At 64.9% G+C, this 22356-nt stretch carries 19 protein-coding genes; 8 read left to right on the top strand and 11 right to left on the bottom strand.

Going from position 1 to position 22356, the window contains the following annotated elements:
* The first annotated feature begins 6 nt into the window (after positions 1-6).
* Together qcrA and qcrB are read left to right on the top strand one after the other, a co-directional pair.
* Entirely contained in the window at positions 7-1080 is a 1074-nt protein-coding gene (gene qcrA, locus HTS88_RS00390) for a cytochrome bc1 complex Rieske iron-sulfur subunit (RefSeq protein WP_174174405.1), read from the top strand.
* Positions 1058-2728 (top strand): cytochrome bc1 complex cytochrome b subunit, encoded by a 1671-nt coding sequence (gene qcrB / locus HTS88_RS00385; protein WP_174174403.1) that lies wholly within the window; start codon positions 1058-1060, stop codon positions 2726-2728. Before qcrA ends, qcrB begins: the two co-directional genes overlap by 23 nt.
* A gap of 112 nt (positions 2729-2840) precedes the next feature.
* Here the strand turns inward: qcrB and HTS88_RS00380 are convergent, their stop codons facing one another.
* Entirely contained in the window at positions 2841-3611 is a 771-nt protein-coding gene (locus HTS88_RS00380) for a GntR family transcriptional regulator (RefSeq protein WP_174174401.1), read from the bottom strand.
* 162 nt (positions 3612-3773) lie between these two features.
* Between HTS88_RS00380 and HTS88_RS00375 the strand changes: the two genes are divergently transcribed.
* A complete protein-coding gene (locus HTS88_RS00375) occupies positions 3774-4067 on the top strand; it encodes an HPr family phosphocarrier protein (RefSeq protein ID WP_174174399.1) in 294 nt (97 codons plus the stop codon).
* Between the two features lie 83 nt (positions 4068-4150).
* Here HTS88_RS00375 and HTS88_RS00370 read toward each other — a convergent pair whose 3' ends face one another.
* The 5 genes from HTS88_RS00370 to HTS88_RS00350 all read right to left on the bottom strand — a co-directional run bounded on the left by HTS88_RS00370 (position 4151) and on the right by HTS88_RS00350 (position 9383).
* Entirely contained in the window at positions 4151-4552 is a 402-nt protein-coding gene (locus HTS88_RS00370) for a cytochrome c oxidase subunit 4 (RefSeq protein WP_066275919.1), read from the bottom strand.
* Positions 4553-4554: 2 nt separating this feature from the next.
* Positions 4555-6276, bottom strand: coding sequence for an aa3-type cytochrome oxidase subunit I (ctaD, locus tag HTS88_RS00365; protein ID WP_174174397.1), 1722 nt, complete (start codon positions 6274-6276; stop codon positions 4555-4557).
* A 10-nt stretch (positions 6277-6286) separates the two neighbouring features.
* Positions 6287-7159 carry an aa3-type cytochrome oxidase subunit II gene (ctaC, locus tag HTS88_RS00360; protein WP_066275922.1) on the bottom strand — a complete coding sequence of 291 codons (873 nt, stop codon included), beginning with the start codon at positions 7157-7159 and terminating at the stop codon, positions 6287-6289.
* A gap of 186 nt (positions 7160-7345) precedes the next feature.
* A complete protein-coding gene (locus HTS88_RS00355) occupies positions 7346-7735 on the bottom strand; it encodes a HesB/IscA family protein (protein ID WP_066275924.1) in 390 nt (129 codons plus the stop codon).
* A gap of 205 nt (positions 7736-7940) precedes the next feature.
* Entirely contained in the window at positions 7941-9383 is a 1443-nt protein-coding gene (locus tag HTS88_RS00350; protein WP_174174395.1) for a dipeptidase, read from the bottom strand.
* A gap of 92 nt (positions 9384-9475) precedes the next feature.
* Here HTS88_RS00350 and HTS88_RS00345 point away from each other — a divergent pair, with 92 nt between their 5' ends.
* Complete coding sequence (locus tag HTS88_RS00345) at positions 9476-10078, top strand: DUF3043 domain-containing protein (RefSeq protein WP_066275932.1); 603 nt, start codon at positions 9476-9478, stop codon at positions 10076-10078.
* 97 nt (positions 10079-10175) lie between these two features.
* On the opposite strand, the gene HTS88_RS00340 is transcribed toward HTS88_RS00345, so the two are convergent.
* Positions 10176-11246: a quinone-dependent dihydroorotate dehydrogenase gene (locus HTS88_RS00340; protein ID WP_174174393.1), complete on the bottom strand. Its 1071-nt coding sequence runs from the start codon at positions 11244-11246 to the stop codon at positions 10176-10178.
* Between the two features lie 74 nt (positions 11247-11320).
* Between HTS88_RS00340 and HTS88_RS00335 the strand changes: the two genes are divergently transcribed.
* A complete protein-coding gene (locus HTS88_RS00335) occupies positions 11321-12322 on the top strand; it encodes an alpha/beta hydrolase (protein WP_174174391.1) in 1002 nt (333 codons plus the stop codon).
* Positions 12319-13350: an alpha/beta hydrolase gene (locus HTS88_RS00330; protein ID WP_174174389.1), complete on the top strand. Its 1032-nt coding sequence runs from the start codon at positions 12319-12321 to the stop codon at positions 13348-13350. The genes HTS88_RS00335 and HTS88_RS00330 overlap by 4 nt, the downstream gene beginning before the upstream one ends.
* A 58-nt stretch (positions 13351-13408) precedes the next feature.
* Here HTS88_RS00330 and HTS88_RS00325 read toward each other — a convergent pair whose 3' ends face one another.
* From HTS88_RS00325 to leuA, 3 genes are all read right to left on the bottom strand, one after another.
* Complete coding sequence (locus HTS88_RS00325; protein ID WP_174174387.1) at positions 13409-14236, bottom strand: isoprenyl transferase; 828 nt, start codon at positions 14234-14236, stop codon at positions 13409-13411.
* A 2-nt stretch (positions 14237-14238) separates the two neighbouring features.
* Positions 14239-14991, bottom strand: a complete 753-nt coding sequence (gene recO / locus HTS88_RS00320; protein ID WP_174174385.1) for a DNA repair protein RecO — start codon at positions 14989-14991, stop codon at positions 14239-14241.
* Between the two features lie 88 nt (positions 14992-15079).
* Positions 15080-16819: a 2-isopropylmalate synthase gene (leuA, locus tag HTS88_RS00315; protein ID WP_174174383.1), complete on the bottom strand. Its 1740-nt coding sequence runs from the start codon at positions 16817-16819 to the stop codon at positions 15080-15082.
* Positions 16820-17072: 253 nt separating this feature from the next.
* Between leuA and HTS88_RS00310 the strand changes: the two genes are divergently transcribed.
* Complete coding sequence (locus tag HTS88_RS00310; protein ID WP_174174381.1) at positions 17073-19025, top strand: M13-type metalloendopeptidase; 1953 nt, start codon at positions 17073-17075, stop codon at positions 19023-19025.
* A gap of 412 nt (positions 19026-19437) precedes the next feature.
* Positions 19438-20883, top strand: a complete 1446-nt coding sequence (locus tag HTS88_RS00305) for a hypothetical protein (protein WP_246255864.1) — start codon at positions 19438-19440, stop codon at positions 20881-20883.
* Here the strand turns inward: HTS88_RS00305 and HTS88_RS00300 are convergent.
* Entirely contained in the window at positions 20880-22331 is a 1452-nt protein-coding gene (locus tag HTS88_RS00300; protein WP_174174770.1) for an LCP family protein, read from the bottom strand. The genes HTS88_RS00305 and HTS88_RS00300 overlap by 4 nt on opposite strands.
* Between the last annotated feature and the right edge of the window lie 25 nt (positions 22332-22356).

The following is a 22356-nucleotide window of genomic DNA, read 5'->3' as shown; positions in this document are numbered from 1 at the left end:
CGAATTATGGGCAACCATAGTGACGGCAGTCCGAACCACTCGGGCACCGTAGCTACGGCTGGTCAGAATGAGGTGGAGAAGTTCCAGGATCCTGGAATTCCTCCGCACCGTTTGCGCCTGGCTGACACGGACCCGAAGGCCGCAAAGCGGGCAGAACGGCAGGTCGCCTTACTATTTGGCATCTCTGTTGTTGGAACCCTGATCTTCCTGGTGGCGTACTTCGCCATCGACCTGGGAGCCGAAGAGTCAAGCATTGCAACCATCCGGCTCCAGAACATGCTGCTGGGCCTGGGAACCGCGTTCGCGATGCTCGGCATCGGCACCGGCATCGTTCACTGGGCCAAGGCCCTGATGCCGGACCACGAAGTTTCCGAGGAACGCCACGCGATCCGTTACGAGGAGGACCGCCAGGCGGCTGTCCGCATCGTCGACGACATCGTTGAGGAGACGGGCATCAAGCGCCGTCCCCTTATCCGGAACACGCTCCTGGGTGCGGTTGCCCTTGCACCGCTGCCGGCAGTTGCCATCTTCGGCGACCTCGGTCCGCGTCCCGACGACAAGCTTGCCCACACCTTGTGGGCACCCCAGGAGGGCAAGCTCAAGCGGCTGGCCCGTGACCCCGACGGAACGCCCATCAAGGCATCCGACGTCACCATCGGTTCGGCGTTCCACGTCATCCCCGAAGGCCTCAATGACCTCCACGAGGGCAAGCTCAACGAAAAGGCCAAGGCCGTCGTGCTGCTCATGCGTCTCGACCCGGCATCCCTGAACCCGTCCGAGGGCCGCGAGGACTGGGGCTACAACGGGATCGTTGCATACTCCAAGATCTGCACCCATGTCGGTTGCCCTGTTGCTCTGTATGAGCAGCAGACGCACCACCTGCTATGCCCGTGCCACCAGTCGACCTTCGACCTCACGCAAGAGTGCAAGGTAATCTTTGGCCCGGCCAGCCGGCCTCTCCCCCAGCTGCCCATCGCAGTTGATGACGAGGGCTACTTGGTCGCCACCAGCGACTTCAAAGAACCTGTAGGACCAAGTTACTGGGAGCGTGATATGCATGAGCGCAGCATCAACAGCTGAGCCCGCTTTCGTCGCCAAAACCAAGACAGGCCGGTTTACCGACTTTGTCGACCAGCGTGTTGGCGGTTCCGGAATCCTCCGCGAATTCGGCCGAAAGGTCTTCCCGGACCACTGGTCCTTCATGTTCGGCGAAGTGGCGCTGTACTCCTTCGTCATCCTCCTGCTGTCCGGTACGTTCCTGACGTTCTTCTTTGATCCGTCGATGGCGGAGACCCACTACGACGGTTCCTACGTCCCGTTGAAGGGCGTGGAGATGTCCGTGGCGTACAGCTCATCGCTGGATATCTCCTTTGATATCCGTGGCGGACTGTTCATGCGCCAGGTGCACCACTGGGCTGCCCTGCTGTTCGTAGCCTCCATCGCCGTGCACATGCTGAGGGTCTTCTTTACCGGAGCTTTCCGCAAGCCCCGCGAAATGAACTGGGTTGTGGGCAGCGTACTGCTCATCCTCGCCATGGCGGCCGGCTTCACCGGATACTCCCTTCCTGATGACCTGCTCTCCGGCAACGGCCTGCGCATCATCGACGGCGTCATCAAGTCCATCCCGGTCATCGGTACCTACATCTCGTTCTTCCTCTTCGGCGGCGAGTTCCCGGGTACCGCTGTCATCGGCCGCCTTTACATGCTGCACATCCTGCTGGTTCCGGCACTGATCCTGCTGATGATTGTCCTCCACCTCTTCATGGTGGTGGTCCACAAGCACACCCAGTACCCCGGCCCCGGCCGCAACGACAACAACGTCGTCGGTTACCCGCTCGGACCTGTATATGCTGCCAAGGCCGGTGGATTCTTCTTCATTGTGTTCGGCGTCCTGGCGCTCATGGCAGGTTTCTTCACGATCAACCCGATCTGGAACTACGGCCCTTACGACCCCTCCCCCGTGTCCGCGGGTACCCAGCCTGACTGGTACATCGGATTCGTTGACGGCGCCCTGCGCCTGATGCCCGGGACCCTTGGGGACTGGCAGGTGGAGCAGACCTGGCTTGGCTTCGTCTTCTCGTTCAACGTCCTGCTGCCCGCCCTGGTACCGGCCGGAATCCTGTTCACCGTGATGTTCATGTACCCGTGGATTGAACGGTGGATCACCAAGGATGACCGTGAGCACCATGTGCTGGACCGCCCCCGCAACGCTCCCACACGGACCGCCATCGGTATGGCCGGCTTCGTCTGGTACTGCGTCATGTGGGCCGCGGCCGGCTCCGACCTCATCGCCACCCACTTCCACGTCTCGCTGAACGACGTCACGTACTGGCTGCGCGCACTGTTCTTCATCGGCCCGATCATTGCCTTTATCGTGACCAAGCGCGTCGCCCTGGCCCTTCAGCGGAAGGACCGCGAAATCGCACTCCACGGACGGGAAACAGGACGCATCGTCCGGCTCCCGCACGGCGAGTTCATCGAGGTGCACGCACCGCTGGACGAGTACAAGCGCTACAAGCTGGTTGGCTTCGAGTCCCCTGAGGTCCTCCCCGCCGTACCCAACGAACACGGCGTGGTGACCCGCAAGGAAAAGCGCCGCGCGTTCCTCTCCAAGTGGTTCTTCGAGGACCGCGTCGCCCCGGCCACCCCAGCTGAGCTGGAAGCCGCCCATGGCCATGGCCACGAGGCAGTCGAGGCACCAGAAGCAGCAAAGAGCCTGTCCCACTAGGTTCTGCAATAGACAATGAAGGCCCGGTCCACGAGGACCGGGCCTTCATTGTTTAAGATCGTGCCGGAAGCGCAAAACTGTGTTCGGGCATCCCCTCAACCGTCGGAGGCGCCTAGTGGTTTCGAGCCCGGCGCGCACCGGGCCGCTGCAGCGGAACCCACAGCTTGTATCTGTCAGCGCGGTAGTACGACACGGAGTAGTCCACCATCGCCCGGGCAACAAAGGCATGGCGCTGGATCTTCAGCAGGGGTGAGCCCACCTCCACGTTCAGCAGGCGGGCTGTGGAGGGCGACGCAGCCGTAGCCTCGATCATGTCCTCGCCCCACTCCATCACCAGGCCGAACTGTTCACTCAGGACGTTGTAGAGCGACGTGGGCGGCTCCCCGTCCAGCAGTCCCGGCACGCGGTGCGCGGGAATGAAGTTCTCATCGACACTCATCGGCTCACCGTCGGCCAGGAGCAGGCGGCGAAACCGCACCAGCGGCGTCCCCTCGTCCAACTGCAGTTCCCGTGCCAGGAACGCACTCGCAGCGATTTGCTCAAAGCTCAGCACCTTTGCGGCCGGCACCATTCCGCGCCGCTGCATCTCCTCGCTGTACGACGTCAGTTTGACCTGGAGATCCAGTTTCGGCCTGCGGACGAACGTCCCCAGTCCCACCACCCGCTCGATCACCTCTTCACCCACCAGGGCGTCGATGGCCTGCCTGACCGTCATCCGTGCCAGGCCGAAGCGCTCGGCAAGATCGCGCTCCGAGGGCAGGGCCGATCCGGGCGGGCAGGACTGCGCAATATAGGAACGCAGGATTTCACGGAGCTGCACGTAGATCGCTGTGCCACTGGTCCGGTCGATGTCACCGGTGATGGCTGCCGCGCTAGGAGCCATGGCGGGTCTCCCCTGGATTCGAATTCACCCTCCAATTTTAGGGCAGGTCTAGACCAGTGCGGTCTCTACGCCCGCCGCTTCGTGGAGCGGGACTCCGGGCAGCTATATTTGTCAGGAAAATGTCACCGGCGGCGGTGGACCGCCACAAAAGAGGAGTTTCCCTTGCCAGTACACAAGGCCGTGGTCAAAGCCTCGGTGGGGCTGCACGCCCGTCCCGCCGCTGTCTTCGTACGGGCTGTCACAGAAACAGGCCTGCCGGTCACTATTTCCAGGGACGGTGCCCGGCACGTGGATGCACGCTCGCTTCTGCAGGTGATGACGGCCGACTTCGAGCACGGCTGCGAAGTGGAATTGGGTGTCAGCGAAGCCGTGCTTGACGGGTCGCAGAGCCGCCGGGACGCCGAGGAGGCACTCCGCGTGCTCGGCAAGCTCCTGGAGTCGCAGGGGGCCGCCTGAGGCGCGCTGGACACACTGCAAACAACGACGTCGGGCCCCACCTTTCGGTGGGGCCCGACATCGTTGTTTATGCTGCGGTACTGCTAGTGGGCGTGGTCTCCACGGCTGTACTCGTAGACCCAGCCAATCAGCGCTACAACGGCCATGCCGGCCGCGATGTAGACAATCCAGAAGCCCACGGCAAGTCCCAGGAAGCCCGTAGCGCATGCAAGGCCCAGGAAGAGCGGCCACCAGCTCCAGGGGCTGAAGTGCCCCTGCTCGCCGGCACCTTCGTGGATCTCGGCGTCGCTGCGGTCCTCGGGACGGAGGCCTACGCGCTTGCCGGTGAACCCGAGGTATCCACCGATCATGCCGGCAAGGCCGCCCACGAGAAGGATGCCGAGGATGCCAACCCACTCGCCCCAGTTGGTGAGGAAACCGTACACCAGGGAGATCGGAACGAAGAAGAAGACGCCGGCACCAAAAATCCAGGATTCAATTTTCATTGTCAGTTGTCCCTCTGGTCGGCGTTTCCGAGCGTCTTGGCTGCGGGAGCGGGTGACTCAACGGTGTGGACCTGGCGAAGTTCAGGGTGGTGCAGGTCCAGTGCCGGCCGCTCCGAGCGGATCCGGGGCAGCGACGTGAAGTTGTGCCGCGGCGGCGGGCAGGACGTGGCCCATTCCAGCGAAGCGCCGAAGCCCCACGGATCATCCACCTGCACCTTCTCGGCGCTGCGCCAGGTGATGTACACGTTCCAGAAGAACGGGATCAGCGATGCACCCAGCACAAACGAGGCAACCGTGGAGAACTGGTTCATCCAGGTGAAGTTGTCTTCCACCAGGTAGTCGGCGTAGCGGCGGGGCATGCCTTCAACACCCAGCCAGTGCTGGATCAGGAAGGTTCCGTGGAAGCCCAGGAACAGGAGCCAGAAGTGGATCTTGCCAAGGCGTTCGTTGAGCATCTTGCCGGTGAATTTGGGCCACCAGAAGTAGAACCCGGCGAACATCGCGAACACCACGGTGCCGAACACCACGTAGTGGAAGTGCGCCACCACGAAGTAGGAATCGGAGACGTGGAAGTCCAGCGGCGGGGAGGCCAGGATGATGCCGGTCAGGCCGCCGAAGAGGAACGTGACCAGGAAGCCGATGCTCCACAGCATGGGCGTCTCGAAGGTCAGCGAACCGCGCCACATGGTGCCGATCCAGTTGAAGAACTTCACGCCGGTGGGCACTGCGATCAGCATCGTCATGAACGCGAAGAACGGCAGCAGCACCGAGCCGGTCACGTACATATGGTGGGCCCAGACGGTGACGGACAGCGCGGCAATGGCTATGGTCGCGTAGACCAGGCCCTTGTAGCCGAAGATCGGCTTGCGGCTGAACACCGGGAAGATCTCGGACACGATGCCGAAGAACGGCAGGGCGATGATGTACACCTCGGGGTGGCCGAAGAACCAGAACAGGTGCTGCCAGAGGACTGCGCCGCCGTTCTCCGGGTCGAAGATGTGGGCACCGAAGCGCCGGTCGGCGCCGAGGGCGAACAGAGCAGCTGCCAGCGGCGGGAAAGCCATCAGGACCAGGATGGCCGTGACGAGGATGTTCCAGGTGAAGATCGGCATCCGCCACATGGTCATGCCCGGGGCACGCATGCAGATAACGGTGGTGATGAAGTTGACCGCACCCAGGATGGTTCCAAAGCCGGACAACGCCAGGCCGAACACCCACAGGTCACCGCCGATGCCGGGGCTGAAGGTGGTGTTGGACAGCGGCGCATAGGCGAACCATCCGAAGGACGCTGCACCCTGCGGGGTGATGAAGCCGGACACCGCAATGGTGGAGCCGAAGAGGAAGAACCAGAAGGCCAGCGCATTCAGTCGCGGGAAGGCCACGTCCGGAGCGCCGATCTGCAATGGCATGATGACATTCGCGAAGCCGGCAAACAGCGGCGTTGCGAACATCAGCAGCATCACGGTGCCGTGCATCGTGAACAGCTGGTTGTACTGCTCCTTGGTCTGCAGGATCTGCATACCGGGCTCGAACAGCTCAGCGCGGATGAGCAGGGCCATCACGCCGCCGAGGCAGAAGAACACGAAGGACGCGATCAGGTACATGTACCCGATGGTCTTGTGGTCGGTGGAGGTGATCCAGTTGACGACGATGCGCCCCTTGGACTTCGGAACCACGGGAGCTGGAAGGACTCCGGTGGGTGCGGATTGAGTGTACGTAGCCACGTCGCTCCCCTTACTTAATTTCGTTCACGTTCGGGTTGCGGTCGTACTCGACGCCGAGGAGACCCGTGTTGCCTGCTTCGCGCAGTTCGTCCATGTGGGCCTGGAATTCGGATTCCGACACCACCTTGACGCGGAACAGCATTTCGGAGTGGTACTCGCCGCAAAGTTCGGCACACTTGCCGTCGTAGGTGCCCTCTTTAGTGGGGGTGAACCTGATGTAGTTGGTCTTGCCCGGGATCATGTCGCGCTTCTGCAGGAAGGCGGGAACCCAGAAGGAGTGGATGACGTCGCGTGCATTGAGCTCGAGGTCAACCGACTTGTTCACCGGCAGGTACAGCGTGGGGAGCTGTTCCTTGTCGATGGTGTTGCCGGTGAGGTTGGTCTGCACGCCTGCTTCGTAGACGTCCTCTTCGATGACGTCGCCGGCCTTGTAGTTGAAGTCCCAGGCCCACTGCTTGCCGCGGACGTCAACAACGACGTCGGCGGGCTCTGAGCGGTTGTCGATCGCCTGCTGGTCGCGGTCGGTGAAGTAGAAGAACACCACAACCATGAACAGCGGGATGGTCAGGTAAAAGACTTCCAGGGGGAGGTTGAAGCTGGTCTGCCGCGGGAACCCGACGGTGCCTTTGCGGCGGCGGTACGCGACCAGGCACCAGACGATCAGGCCCCAGGTAATGATGCCCACAACCAGGGCGGCAATCCATGAGTTGACCCAGAGGTCCATGATGCGGTCGGTGTTGCTGGTGGTGCCACGTTCCGTGGGCAGCCACCCTTTCTCTACCTCTGGCGAACATCCGGTCAAAACCAACGCGCCGGCGATTGCCAAGCTTGAGATCGTTGTGATCGTTTTGCGTCGGCTGCCGGTTCGGTTCTGCGAACTCACAGACGGCCCTTCCTACTTGTTGCTGCTGTCCGGGAAGACTCGGCCGCCCCGGGCACACTAAAAGTTTTACTACTCGGTGTAGAGCTTACCGCTCCGCCGGGCGTTTCGCCCACATGTCGGCGCCGTGCCCCCGTACCGATATTTTCGGCAGGTGGCCCGGCGCCGGCATCGGGCGAAATAACCGGCTTAGTGGAACGAATCCCCACAGGCGCAGGAGCCGCCGGCGTTGGGGTTGTCGATGGTGAACCCCTGCTTGGAGATGGTGTCCTCGAAGTCGATGGACGCACCACTGAGGTAGGGAACGCTCATTTTGTCCACAACAACCTCGACGCCGTCGTAGTCCCGGACGGCGTCTCCGTCCAGGAGCCGCTCATCGAAGTACAGCTGGTAGATCAGCCCGGAGCAGCCGCCGGGCTGCACAGCAACCCGGAGGCGCAGGTCCGTACGGCCTTCCTGCTCGAGAAGGCTGCGTACCTTGCCTGCGGCGACGTCGGTCAGTTTGACCTCGTGGACGGGCAGTTCATCGCTGGCCGTGCTGGTGGTTCCGGTGCTGTTCTCATTTGTTGCGGTGCTCATTGGCCTACCTTCTTAGGACGGTCTGGCGGCGCCGCGCTGGCGGTGCCTGCCCCTACGGTTTCGGTATGGGCTATAGCTACATGCTACGCGGGGCGGACGTGTAGCTCTAACTCCTGACGTAACCATGGTTGGGCCCCTCTTGTTCCCGGGGAAAGCCCCTGATCCGGCCCCGGAGAGGTACCGGCAGCCGCCCCGCGGGAAGACCCTACAGCCCGTGTTCGTTGATCCGGGCGAGGAGCAGCGCCTCCGCCAGGATGGCTTTGCGGAAGTCGCCAAGGTGCAGCGACTCATTGGCGCTGTGAGCCCGGGAGTCCGGATCCTCAACCCCGGTCACGAGGATCTGCACGTCCGGGTACAGCTCCGTCAGGTCGGCGATGAAGGGAATGGAACCGCCTATGCCGGTTTCCACCGCGGGTACGCCCCAGGCCTCTCCCAGTGCCCACATCGCCAGCGAGGCCGCCGGCGAGGAGGTGTCGGTCAGGAACGGGTTTCCGCTCTCCCCCGGCGTGAAGGTGACCCGCGCTCCGAACGGAGCATTCGACTCCACATGCCAGCGCACGGCCTCCATCGCCTCCTCCGGATTCTGCCCCGGCGCCAGTCTTAGGCTGAACTTCGCCCGCGCGCGCGGCAACAGGGTGTTCGAGGCAGCGTCCACGGAAGGTGCGTCGAACCCGATGATGGAGAGGGCAGGCTTGGTCCAGAGCCGTGAGGCGATGCTCCCTGACCCGGCAAGCCGTACGCCGTCGAGCACTGATGCGTCAGCCCGGTAATCCTCCTCCGGAAGTTCCACGGCCGCCGTGTCCCTTGCCACCAGTCCCCCGATGGCGACATTTCCTTCGTCATCGTGCAACGTGGCAATGAGGCGGGACAGCAGGGTGGGTGCATCCAGCACGGGCCCGCCGTACATGCCCGAGTGCACGGCGTGCTCGAGGACCTGGACTTCGATGGTCCCGTCCACCAGGCCCCGCAGGCTGGTGGTCAAGGCCGGAATGCCGACTTTCCAGTTGCTCGAATCGGCGACCACGATGACATCGGCACGGAGCAGCTCACGGTTTTCCTCCAGGAATCTCCGGAAAGTGGGTGATCCTGCTTCTTCCTCGCCCTCAAAGAAGAACGTCACGCCGAGACCGAGCGAGCTGCCAAGTACCTCCGAAACTGCCGCATAGGCGGCGATGTGGGCCATGATCCCGGCTTTGTCGTCCGCTGCGCCCCGCCCGTACAGGCGCCCGTCCTTCTCGACGGCGGTGAATGGTTCGGTCTCCCACAGCCCGGTATCCCCCGTGGGCTGGACGTCGTGGTGCGCGTAAAGGAGGATCGTCGGCTTGCCGTCCCTGGCAGGCCTGCGGGCGACGACGGCGGGACCTCCCGGGGTGCCGTCCGGCTTGTCGCAGGCAAGGATCCGCACATTGTCCAGGCCGGCGCCGTGCAGCAGTTCCGCTACTGCTTCGGCACTGCGCTCCAGGGGCCCGCGGTCAAAACTTGGCCATGCAATGCCGGGGATGGCGACCAGCGCCTTAAGCCTTTCAAGGGTAGTGCCGAAGGACCTGTCGATGGCGGCACGGAGATCCTCCGTCGAGCTGTTTCCGGCAAAGCCCTGGGGTGGGTGGGCACTGGGATTCTGCGGCATAGCCGCGGGCGATGAAGTCATGCCAAAAACATTACCCGCGTCACATCCTCCGTTGTGGGGGCGCGGTGGGCCTTACAGCAAATCCTGGGCCTGCCGCAAGGTATTCTGTTCAGGTGTTCGGACGTAAAAAGGAAGCGCCCTCGGCGCAGCAAACAGTAGACCAACAAGCTGCAGAGGCGGCGGCGCGGGCCAACGGATTGAGCGGCAAGGGGGCCCCGACCCCCACCCGCAAGGCACAGGAAGCTGCCCGCAAGCGCCCGCTAGTCCCTGAGGACCGCAAGGCATCGAAGGCTGCCGAGCGCCAGGCCATCCAGGACCAGCGCCTCAAGATGCGCCAGGCGCTGGACACCGGCGACGAGAAATTCCTGCCGCTGCGTGACAAGGGCCCGCAGAAACGCTTTGCCCGTGACTACGTCGACGCGCGCTTCAGCCTCGGTGAATACCTCATGTTCGGTGCCCTGGTTTTCGTCCTGGTGTCGTTGGTGGTCCCGGCATCCAGCGACATGATGATTTACGTCCTGGGCGGGTTCTGGGTGATGTTCCTGGCCGTCTTTGTGGACGTGTTCATCCTGTCCCGCCAGCTCCGCAAGCGGCTGACGGCCAAGTTCGGCGAGGTGGAGCGCGGCACCGTCTGGTACGGCTCCATGCGGTCCCTGCAGTTCCGCAAACTCCGTCTTCCCAAGCCCCAGGTCAAGCGCGGGCAGTATCCCGCCTGACCGGTAACGGTCTTCATAAGCGCGAAACCCCGGCGGTCGATCCGCCGGGGTTTCGCGTTTAAAGGATGAGGGCGCGCAGGGCGCCGCGGTCCATGGGTCAGGACCGGGGCTTCCTCGCCAGTTCGCGGTTGATGCGTGCGGCCCAGAACGGCCCCTCATAGAGGAAAGCCGTGTAGCCCTGGACCAGCGTTGCCCCGGCGTCGAGCCTGTCCTGGACATCCTCCGCTGTTTCCACGCCGCCCACCGCCACCAGGGTGAGGGCGTCGCCCGTGACATCCTTCAGCCTGCGCAACACCTCGAGGGAACGCTTCTTCAGCGGGGCGCCGGAGAGCCCGCCCGCACCGCACTTCTCCACCTGGTCCGCCGGCGAGGCCAAACCGTCCCGGGCGATGGTGGTGTTGGTGGCGATGATGCCGTCCAGCTTGAGATCCAGCGCCAGGCGGGCGACGTCGTCGATATCCTCGTCGCTGAGGTCAGGCGCGATCTTCACGAGCAGGGGGACGTGGCGTCCGGCAGCCCGGTCAGCTTCTTCGCCCACGGCGGCCAGCAGCGGACGGAGCGACTGCACATCCTGGAGCAGGCGCAGCCCGGGTGTATTGGGCGAGCTCACGTTGACCACCAAGTAATCGGCGGCGGGTGCAAGGCTGCGGGCACTCACAAGATAGTCATCCACGGCGTCCGCCAGTTCCACCGCCTTGGTCTTGCCGATGTTGACACCGATGACGGGGCGCACGTCCGGGTGCCGGCGCTGCAGCGCAGCGCGGGCGGCCCTGAGCCGCGGGGCCACGGCCGTTGCGCCGTCGTTGTTGAAGCCCATCCGGTTGATGACGGCGCGGTCCTGGACCAGGCGGAAGAGCCGCGGCTTCTCGTTGCCGGGCTGGGCCTGGCCGGTGATGGTCCCTACCTCAACATGGCCGAACCCGAGCTCGGTCAGCGCCTCGATGCCGTGCCCTTCCTTGTCGAACCCGGCAGCAAGCCCGAACGGTGACGGAAAAGTCACGCCGAAAGCCGTGGTCTGCAGGGACGGTGCGGGGGCAGTGAGCTTTTCCAGGACCTTTCCCGCGCCGGAGCGGTGCGCCAGCCTGATGGCCTTGAACCCGATTTTGTGGGCGCGCTCGGCGTCCATCCATGAAAAGGCAAGCCTGAAGAATGTGGGGTAAACGCGCATGACTCTAGTTTTCCGCCTTGGAGGGCCCAGACCAAAATGGGCAGGTCAAACCGGCAGCGGATTAGCATAATCCCATGGAGTGGCAGCAGGACATCCTGGGCGAGGACTTTGAGTCACACGCCTTTCAGGCCATGGGACCGGACAGTGTGGAGCGCACGGCCACACTGGTCCGCTTTCGCCCTGCCGTGGCAGCGTTGACCTCCTCCCCCGGACGCCGCAGGGTGGTCCTTTTCCTGCATGGCTGGAGTGATTATTTCTTCAACGTAGACCTCGCCCGCTTCTGGTCATCGGCCGGGTACCACTTCTACGCACTGGACATGCACAACCACGGACGGAGCCTGCGGCCGGAGTCGCCGGGCGGCTATGTGTCGGACCTCGGGGATTATGACGCCGAAATCGACATGGCGTGCCGGCTGATCGCCCAGGACGGGGCAGACCTGTCCCTTACCCTTATGGGGCATTCGACGGGTGGGCTGGTGGCCGTGCTCTGGGCAAGCCGGCATCCAGGCCGGGTGGCACGGCTGGTCCTCAACAGCCCCTGGCTGGAGATGCACGGCAGTTCACTGGTGCGGCGTGCCACGGCGGGCATGGTGGGACCTGTGGCCCGGTTCCGGCCCGAAGCCGTGCTCAGGCTGCCGGAGCGGGGCTTTTACTGGCGGACCATCAGCAGTTCGGCCGACGGAGAGTGGACGCTGGATGACCGCTACCGTCCCCCCATGGCTTTTCCCGTGCGGGCGGGATGGCTCAGTGCCGTCCTGGCCGGGCATTCACGGGTGGCGCGGGGACTCAACATCGAGGTCCCCATCCTCGTCCTGCTCTCCAGCGGCAGCGCCAACGGACTCTTCTGGTCTGAGGAGATGCGGCGGACGGATGCCGTCCTCGACGTCAACATTATTGCTGCCCGTGCCCTGACCCTGGGCCGGACCGTCACCGTGGAGCGGATCGACGGCGCCCTGCACGACGTGTTCCTCTCCCCCGCCGCCGTGCGCGCCGACGCGTACGCCCGGCTTGCGCGCTGGCTCCGGGCTTACGGGGACGGGGAGCCGGACCCATCCCTCAGCGGAGGCAGCGGATGACCGGCGCACAGGTGGGCAGGGATACGGACGCGGCCCTCTGGACTGCCGACATCCTGGGGCCGCGTTTCGAGCAGCGTGTCCTTCCCCTCGCCCCGGACGATGAGGGCGACGTCTGTGCAACGCTTGTCCGCTGCGTCGCCAGGGAGCCGGCGGCATTTCCGACGACGGCGGAGCAGCCTGCGGTTAACGCGGTGTTGTACGTCCACGGCTGGGCGGACTACTTCTTCCAGGAGGAGCTGGCAAAATACCTGACCGACGCCGGGTTCCCCTTCTACGCCGTGGACCTGCGCAAATTCGGCCGCAGCCTCCGGCCCTGGCAGACGCCGGGTTTCACTGATGACCTGGCGGTCTATGACGAGGACCTCGCCGCGGCCCTCGGGGCGATCAGGGAAGACCTCAAGGACCGCCTGGGCCCGGGGGTTGCACCCACTGTCCACGTCCTGGCGCATTCACTGGGCGGGCTGATTACCGCACTGTGGGCTGACCGCAACCCGACGGCGCTGGGCACCCTGATCCTGAACGCGCCGTGGCTGGAACTGCAGGGCAGCAGTATCATTCGCACAATTGCGATGCACCTGGTGGACCCGCTGTCCAGGGCCGACCCCCGGCGTCCCCTATGGCTCCCGGAGATGCCCGGCTACTGGCAGAGCGTCAGCAGCGAGGCCTACGGCGAGTGGCACCTCGACCCCCTGTGGCGGCCCAGGGCATCATTCCCCATCAGGGCCGGCTGGGCCAAGGCGGTGCTTGCCGGCCATGCCGCGGTGGAGCGCCGGCTGGACATCCGGGCCCCTGCGCTGGTCCTGCTCTCGCACCGGACCCGCATCCAGATCGAGTGGTCGGCGGAGATGATGGAGGCCGACGCCGTAATCGACGTCGAGGAAACAGCCCACCGCGCGCTGCGCCTGGGACGGCGGGTGGCGGTCTTCCGCTATCCGGGCGCCATCCACGACGTCTTCCTTTCCCGCCGCGGCGTACGGGAGGAGGCCTGCCGGGACCTGGCGGCGTGGCTCAGGGCCTACTCCGCCTGAATGCCGCCCCCTGCTTGGCCCGCGGGTCTTTGGGTACGCTGCCTGCGCGGCCTCGAACCTAAGAACCCGCAGGTGCGGCCGCGTCCACGGCCCCGCCGTAGCGGCGGTCCCGCTGGGCGTACTCCTCCACTGCCGCCCAGAGCGTGCGCCGGTCGACGTCGGGCCACAGGGTGTCCATAAAAACGAACTCGGCGTAGGCGGACTGCCACAGGAGGAAGTTGGAGAGCCGCTGCTCCCCCGAGCTGCGGAGGAACAGGTCCACGTCCGGCAGGTCCGGCTCGTCAAGGTACTTCTGGATGGTCCGTTCCGTGATGGCACCGGGTTTGAGCCTGCCGGCGGCCACCTCGGCCGCGATGGCGGAGACGGCATCCGTGATCTCCGCCCGGCCGCCGTAATTAACACACATGGTCAACGTGCAGGTGCTGTTGCCCGCCGTGAACTCCTCCGCCTCTTCAAGCTCGCGGATGACCGAACCCCACAGGCGGGGCCGCCGGCCCGACCACCGGACCCGGACGCCCCACTCGTCGAGCTGGTTCCGCTGCCGGCGCAGCACATCCTTGTTAAATCCCATCAGGAAGCGGACTTCCTCCGGGGACCGGCGCCAGTTCTCGGTGGAGAAGGCATACACGCTGACGTACTCGATGCCCAGCTCGATGGCACCTGCCATCACGTCCAGCAGTGCAGGCTCCCCTGCCTTGTGCCCTTCAATCCTGGGCAGGCCCCGCTGGTTGGCCCAGCGGCCGTTGCCATCCATCACGATCGCCACATGGCGGGGAATGAACTCAGCCGGGATGGAGGGCGCAACGGCCCCCGAAGGGTGCGGGTACGGTGCGACCACCGGGTGGGTGCGCTTCCTTGAGGCGGTGTTCTTTTTGCCGAGGGCCACTGTCAGCTACGCTCCACATGTTTAAGGGACTTCAGCACCCGTTCGAGGTGCCATTGCAGGTATGCGGCCACCAGGCCCGCGGCCTCTTTCCGGTGCGCGGGAAGGGAGCCGTCCGCCGTAGTCCAGTTACCGGTCAGCAGCGCCGCCAGCAGCACCACAGTCTCCGGCGCCGGGGCCGGGGAACCAGGCGGCCTGCATCCGCTGCAGACCATTCCTCCCAGGGGAGCCGAAAATGCAGTGTGGGGGCCCGGCAGGCCGCACCGGGCGCAGTCCGTGAAGCTGGGTGCCCAGCCGCCGGTGGCCAGTGCCCGCAAAAGATAGGAGTCGAGGATCAGTCCGGCGGCATGTTCATCCCTGCTGAGGGACGCCAGCGCACCCACCAGAAGGTTGTACTGTGCTGTCCCGGCCTCGCCGTCCACGTCGGTCAGCTTCTCGGCTGTCTCGGTCATGGCCGCCGCCACCGTGTAACGGCCGTAGTCTGCGGCAATGTTGCCGCCGTAAGCGCCCTTGGCCACGGCCTGGGTCACGATGTCCAGGGTTTTGCCCGACACAAGCTGGAGGTCCGCCACCATAAACGGCTCAAGCCGCGCGCCGAAGCGGCTGCTGGTGCGGCGGACCCCTTTGGCGACCGCCCGGACCTGGCCATGGTGCTTGGTCAGCAGGGTGATGATCCGGTCCGCCTCACCCAGCTTGTGGGTGCGCAGCACCACGGCGTCGTCCCGGTACGCGCGGGAGGCGAAAGAGTGTTGGGCCACGCCTTCTATCTTCCCATTCTTTGCCGGCACAGCCGTGCCGCATGCTGCCGTGCCGCCGGAAGCGTCCGGCGGCACGGCAGTGCGGTGCTTAGGCCTGGGCGTCCCGGATGGCGCGGTTCACGGCGGAGATGACTGCCTTCAGGGAGGACATGCTGGTGTTGGCGTCGATGCCGACGCCCCAGAGCACCCGCTCCCCCACGGCGCATTCGACGTAGGCGGCGGCCATGGCGCTGCCGCCCTCGGACAGGGCGTGCTCGCTGTAATCGAGCACACGGACGTCCACGCCGTCTTCCCGCAGGATGCCCAGCAGCGCTGCGATGGGACCATTGCCCGTGCCGGTACGGCTGACCTGCACACCGTCAATGGTGAGGGAGGCGTGCAGCGTCATGCCGCCGTCGTCGTCCGTTTCCGTCTTGACGGCACCCAGGGCGTAGCGGCCCCACTGGCCGTCAGTCCTGCCGGAGGGCAGGTACTCGTCCTGGAAGACCTGCCACAGCTGGGCGCCGCTGACTTCGCCGCCCACCGTGTCCGTACGCTTCTGGATAACGCCGGAGAATTCGATCTGGGCGCGGCGCGGCAGGTCCAGGCTGTGCTCATTCTTGAGCAGGTAGGCGACGCCGCCCTTGCCGGACTGGGAATTGACCCTGATGACGGCCTCGTAGCTGCGTCCCAGGTCCTTGGGGTCGACGGGCAGGTACGGGACCTGCCAGGTGAAGTCGGCAACATCCTTGCCCGCGGCAGCGGCGTCCCGCTCGAGGGCCTCGAAGCCCTTCTTGATGGCGTCCTGGTGGGAGCCGGAGAACGCCGTGAACACGAGGTCGCCGCCGTAGGGTGAACGCTCCGGGACGGGCAGCTGGTTGCAGTACTCCACGGTCCGGCGGACGTCGTCGATATTCGAGAAGTCGATCATGGGGTCGATGCCCTGGACGAACATGTTCAGGCCCAGGGTGACCAGGTCCACGTTGCCGGTCCGCTCGCCGTTGCCGAACAGGCAGCCTTCGATCCGGTCCGCCCCGGCCATGTAGCCCAGCTCGGCGGCGGCGACGCCGGTACCACGGTCGTTGTGGGGGTGCAGGGAGAGGATGATTCCCTCGCGCGGGTGCAGGTGGCGGCTCATCCACTCGATGGAATCGGCATAGACGTTGGGCGTTGCCATTTCCACCGTGGCGGGCAGGTTGATGATGACCTGGCGGTCCGCGGACGCTTCGAAGACATCGGCGACGGCGTTGCATACCCGTACCGCGTACTCCAGCTCGGTCCCGGTGAAGGACTCCGGGGAGTACTCGTAGGTCACGTGCGTGTCCGCGAGGGTTTCCTCGTACTTCTTGCACAGCCGGGCGCCCTGGAGCGCAATGTCCAGGATTCCGTCCTCATCCTGGTTGAAGACCACGCGGCGCTGCAGCACGGAGGTGGAGTTGTAGAGGTGGACGATGGCCTGCCTGGCACCCACCAGCGACTCGTACGTGCGCTCGATCAGGTGCTCACGTGCCTGGGTCAGGACCTGGATGGTGACGTCCTCAGGAATGTGGTTGCCCTCGATCAGCTGGCGGACGAAGTCGAAGTCCGTCTGCGAAGCGGAGGGGAAGCCGACCTCGATCTCCTTGTAGCCCATCCGGACCAGCAGGTCGAACATCTTCATCTTGCGGGCCGGGCTCATCGGGTCGATCAGTGCCTGGTTGCCGTCGCGCAGGTCCACCGCGCACCAGCGGGGGGCCTTGGTAATAACCTTGTCCGGCCAGGTGCGGTCCGGCAGTTCAACCTTGATCTGGTCCTGGAACGGCGTGTAGCGGTGGGCGGGCATTCCTGAGGGCTTCTGTGCGTTTCGCATTACTATCGGGGCCTTTTCTGTGGTTCAACGTTGAAAGGGTGGCCGGGCAACACAAACTCCGCAGCGAGGGTGGGCCTTGCGCTAGATCGCGTCTGAGGCCTCGCCGCGGCAGCTAAGAAGAAGGAGCTCTGCACGCACCTTTTGAGGGTAACACGGGTGCGTAAGATGAAAGGGCACTACCGTCAGTAAAGTCCACCATGCAGACGCTGCGCGCTGTTCTTCCTGCCGCCGCTCTCCATCAGAAGGAGTTTCAGTGCCCATTTCGGGGATCGACCCGTCCACCATTGATCACACGGTCCGGCCGCAGGATGACCTTTACCAGCACGTCAACGGCGCATGGCTGAAGGCCACGGAAATTCCCGATGACCGGCCGCTCGAGGGCACCTTCACCGCCCTCCGGGACGGTTCCGAGATCGCAGTCCGCAACATTATTGAAGAAGCCGCGGCCAAGGGCGGTGCCGCCAGCGGGATTGAACGGAAAATCGGGGACCTTTACAGCAGCTTCATGGACGAGGCCACTGTTGAAGCGAAGGGCCTTGAACCGATCCGCCGGCGGCTTGAAGAGGTGTTCGCCACCACTTCCGTGGCGGACCTCGTGTCGCTGGCGGGCCGCCTGTTCCGGGCCGATGTCAGTGGGCTCTTCTACATCTACCCAGCACCGGATGCTGGCAACCCGGACCGGATTCTGCTGTATACCGGGCAGGGCGGCCTCGGATTGCCCGACGAGTCCTACTACCGGGAAGACAAGTTCGCGCCGATGGTCACCGCGTACGCCGCGCACGTGGAGACGATGCTCGGCCTGGCGGGCGTTGCCGATGCGGCGTCAGCCGCCGGGCGTGTGGTTGCCCTGGAGAGCAGGCTCGCGTCCCACCACTGGGACAACGTCACCCTTCGGGATCCTCAAAAGACGTACAACCTGAAAACGGCGGAGGAGGCATCAGCGCTGTTCCCGCTGCTGGCCACCTGGTTTGAAGCCGCCGGCATCGATGCCGGCAAGCGGCAGGAGATCGTGATGAGCACTCCTCCGTTCTTCGACGGCGCCGCTGCCCTCCTCGAGTCCGAGCCGCTGGCCCACTGGCAGGAATGGCTGGCGATGCGGGTGGTGGGTGCAGCCGCACCGTACCTTTCATCCGCTTTCGTGGACGCCAACTTCGCCTTCTACGGGACCACCCTCAGCGGCACCCCCCGGAACAAGGACCGCTGGAAGCGCGGGGTGGCCGTCGTCGAAGCGGCTTTGGGAGAAGCTGTGGGGCAGATCTACGTGGCCCGGCACTTCCCCGAGACCCACAAAGCCAGGATGCAGGCGCTCGTCGCCAACCTGACAGAGGCGTACCGCCAGAGCATCACGGCCGTCGGCTGGATGGGCGACGCCACGAAGGCCGAGGCGCTCCGGAAGCTGGAGGGCTTCCGGGCGAAGATCGGCTACCCGGACCAGTGGATTGACTACTCCGCGGTCGAGATCGACCCCACCGACCTCCTGGGCAACGTTGAACGGGCGCACAACGCCGACGTCGACCGGCACCTCGACGAGGTGGGCAAGCCGGTGGACCGCAACAAGTGGCTGATGACCCCGCAGACGGTCAACGCCTACTACCACCCCATGATGAACGAGATCGTGTTCCCGGCAGCGATCCTGCAGCCCCCGTTCTTCACGGCCGACGCCGATGATGCCGTTAACTACGGCGGCATCGGCGCCGTCATCGGGCATGAGATCGGCCACGGATTTGATGACCAGGGGTCCCAGTTCGACGGCGGCGGGGCGCTGCGGAACTGGTGGACTGAAGAGGACCGGCAGGCGTTCGAAAAGCTCACCGCAAAACTGGTTGCCCAGTACGATGCACTTTCGCCCTACGCAGCCCCCGGACATACCGTCAACGGGCGCCTCACCCTGGGTGAGAACATTGGTGACCTGGCGGGCCTGGCGATTGCCTACAAGGCATACCGCATCAGCCTGGACGGGAAGGAACCGGACGTCCTGGACGGCCTGACCGGGGAGCAGCGCTTCTTCGCCTCCTGGGCGGCGGGCTGGCGCCAGGTCATCCGCCCCGAGGAAGCCATCCGCCGGCTGGCAACGGACCCGCACTCCCCCAACGAGTTCCGCACCAACGCCATCGCGAAAAACCTGGATGCTTTCCACGACGCCTTTGAGGTCTCGGAACAGGACGGCATGTGGATGCCACCGGAGGAGCGCGTCAGTATCTGGTAGCCGAACGCCAAAAGGCCGGCACGTCGAACTGCTCCCGGGAGCAGGGCTGAAACCCGGGTCCGACTCCTGGGGCGCAGTTTCACCTCCCGCTCCGCCGGAAACGGAGCTGTAACGGCTGAGCCGCGGGAATGAGCGCGCTTGGAGATCCGCGCGGACAGCCTTCTGCAGCGACGCGTGATCCGCCGGATAGCGGTGAAGGTGGCCGAGTGGGATAATTTGGTCATCCTTCGAAAAGGGGGCCATCATGGCCGGCCTTGGTGCTCTTCGCCCAGGCCGCCGCTCCCGGGCATCCACACCCCGGCTCCTGGCGGCTCTACTTGTGCTGGCGCTCGGCGTGCTGTTCGCCCCACCCGCACGAGCAGTCGACTACGGACACGACTTTTCGTGGCCACAGTGCCCAGGCGGTCTTCCGATGCCGCCGGAAGACACGGAGTTCGTGATCGTTGGGCTAACGCGTGGACTCGCGTTCACCGAGAACCCCTGCCTGGACGGGCAGTTCCAGTGGGTGCTCGACCAAGGCGTCCGGGCTCAGGCCTACGCAATGGCTACGTTCCCCACGGCCGCGCAGTACGACACCTACGGCGACGACGGCCCTTGGCCTGTAGACACCAGGCCGGACCGGCTGCGCAACGTCGGGTACGCCGAGGGTCGCGCGGCTCTTGCATCTCTCAACGAGGTGGGATGGCGGCCGGAGAGAATATGGGTCGACGTCGAGCCCCGCCCGCAACAGCCCTGGCCCAGCTCGACAGCAACACAACGGCAGGAGAACCGGTACGTCATCTCCGGGCTCCTGGCCGCACTGTCGCATGCCGGGTACCCACACGGGATCTACTCCTATGTGAGCGCTTGGGAGGCTATCACCGGATCGTGGCAGCTTCCTGACGTGCCCGTCTGGTCACCGGCAGGACATCTCGATTTCGCCAGTGAAGCGTCCGACCTCTGCGTGAACAACAGCTTCTCCGGCGGCACCGTCCACATCTCACAATGGACCGACGGCACCTACGACTATGACATGACGTGCATCGGGGTCTATCAGGCCCACGTCGCGACGATCGGCTGGCAGCCGAGCGTCCTGGACGGTGCCTCCGCAGGAACTACCGGACGGTCACTGCCAATGGAGGCGTTGCGGCTGTCGGTGGCAGGAGACCGCCTCTCGGGCGACATTCTGTGGAGGGGGCATGTCCAGAACATCGGCTGGCAGCCGTGGACAACGTCGGCGGCCCCGATTGGAACCACGGGGCTCGGTCTGCGCCTTGAAGCGTTCGAGCTGCGGTTGACGGGGGATCTGGCCTCGCAGTACAGCATCAGGTATCGCGCCCACGTACAGAACATCGGCTGGCAGCCGTACGGGGTCGACGGAGCTACGGTTGGCACCGTCGGACAGGGGCGGCAGGTGGAGGCCGTTTCGATCGAGCTGGTTCCGAAGCTCGCACCGGCATTCACTGCCGTGTATGCCGCCCACGTTCAGAACCTCGGCTGGACGGCGGACGTTTCGGATGGGACCGTCGCCGGGACTACGGGCAGGTCCCTTCGGGTTGAGGCGTTGCACCTCACCGTGTCCAGCACCGCTTATTCCGGGGACATCGAGTGGCGGGGGCATGTGCAGTCGATCGGCTGGCAGCCGTGGACATCCTCGGCCACTCCGATTGGCACGGTTGGGCAGGGGCTACGCCTGGAAGCGTTTGAACTCAGGTTGACCGGTGAGATGGCGAACCATTACAGGATCCACTACCGCGCCCATGTGCAGGATGTGGGCTGGCAGTCATGGGTCGCTGACGGCAGAACGGCGGGCACATCAGGCCTGGGCAAGCGGATCGAGGCCGTCCAGATCCTCCTGGCGCCCAGGACCGGTGGCTAACCCTGGACGATCAGTGCCGGGTTGGCCTGCTGGCAGGACGCATCCTTCGCCGTCTGGTTGACGATATCGTCCGGGAGCGCGGCTGGAGCCCCGTAGGTGATCCCGGTGGTGAAGTCGGTGCCCAGGTAGACCTGGACACCCGCGATGTTGGGGGCGGGCACCACCTGTGCGGCAGGGATCCCCAGCACGGCGGCGACATCCGCAGCCACGTCCGCGAAGTCCGTGCCGTAGTACACCACCGACTGCTCCACCGCTGTGGCCTCGAACTGGCCGGCCTGGGTGAAGCCGCCCGAGATCAGGGCCTGCACGATTTCCTGTGCGCGGCCGGGAACCCCGGTGCCGTTGGCCACGGTGACGGGCTGTACGGCCTTGTCGTAAGGCGGCAGCGGAGGAGCCGTCTCGGTGGGGGCTGCCGTGGGGGGTGCGGAGGTTTCCGAAGGGGACGGGGAAGGCGCCGTCGGATCAGTCAGATCGACGTCCTGCCGGAGGGCGGCGAACAGCTGGGAACCGGCGGGCTCGGCGATCTGCAGCCTGTTGGGATCGGCCAGCGCCGGCGTGGTGGGCACGGCCACGAAGGCGACCTTGCTGATGTCGATATCCTTGAGCCGGTTGCCGATGGTGAGCAGGCTGGGCACAGAGGCCAAACCTTCATCCACGGTCAGGTTCTGGGTGACGACGTCGGCGATCTTAAGCATCCTGCCGGGATCCGACAACGTCCCGTCGTCCTTGATCTTGCGGGTCAGGGAGGACAGGAAGCCCTGCTGGGCCTTGATCCGGCCCAAATCGCCGCCGTCGGCAAAGGCGTGGCGCGTCCGCAGGAACGCGAGGGCCATTTCCCCCTGGACCGCTGATGTGCCCGCGGGCAGCCGAAGGCGCGAATCGGGATCGTAGACGGCGTCGCTGATGCAGACTTCGACGCCGCCGACGGCGTTGGACAGTTCCTTCACGGCGGTAAAGTCGGCCATCATAAAGTGGTCCACCTCCAGGCCGGTGAGCTGGTTGACGGTGTCCACTGCGCAGCCTATGCCGGCTTCGGCCATGGCCTCGTTGATCATCACGCCGCTGCGGGCGGGATAAACCTGGTTGGTTTCCTCATCCTTGCATTCGGGAATGTCCACCAGCAGGTCCCGGGGGAAACTGATCACGCTGACGCGCTTGTTGTCCTCGGAGATGTCCATCATCATCATGACGTCCGACTTGCCGTAGCCACGGGAATCGTCCGCGGTGCCGTACTCGGCGTTTTCACCGTCGCGCGTGTCCGAACCGAGAATCAGGATCTGCATCCGTCCGGTCGCGTCGCTCACCTGTTCGTTGTTGCCGCCGCCGGCGTTCAGCGGGGCCTTGGAGATGTTGTTCTGGAGCCGAAGGAACCAGAAACCGGCGAATGCAATGCCGCCAATCATGGCAACGGAAACGACGGCGGTAACAACCTTCAGCCACACCGGCATGCCGCGCAGGTGCCCCAGGTGGCGG

This window comes from Pseudarthrobacter oxydans (assembly GCF_013314975.1).
Lineage (GTDB): Bacteria > Actinomycetota > Actinomycetes > Actinomycetales > Micrococcaceae > Arthrobacter > Arthrobacter oxydans.
Note: the sequence above shows the minus strand (reverse complement) of the source record. Positions and strands in the feature narration are given on the sequence as shown.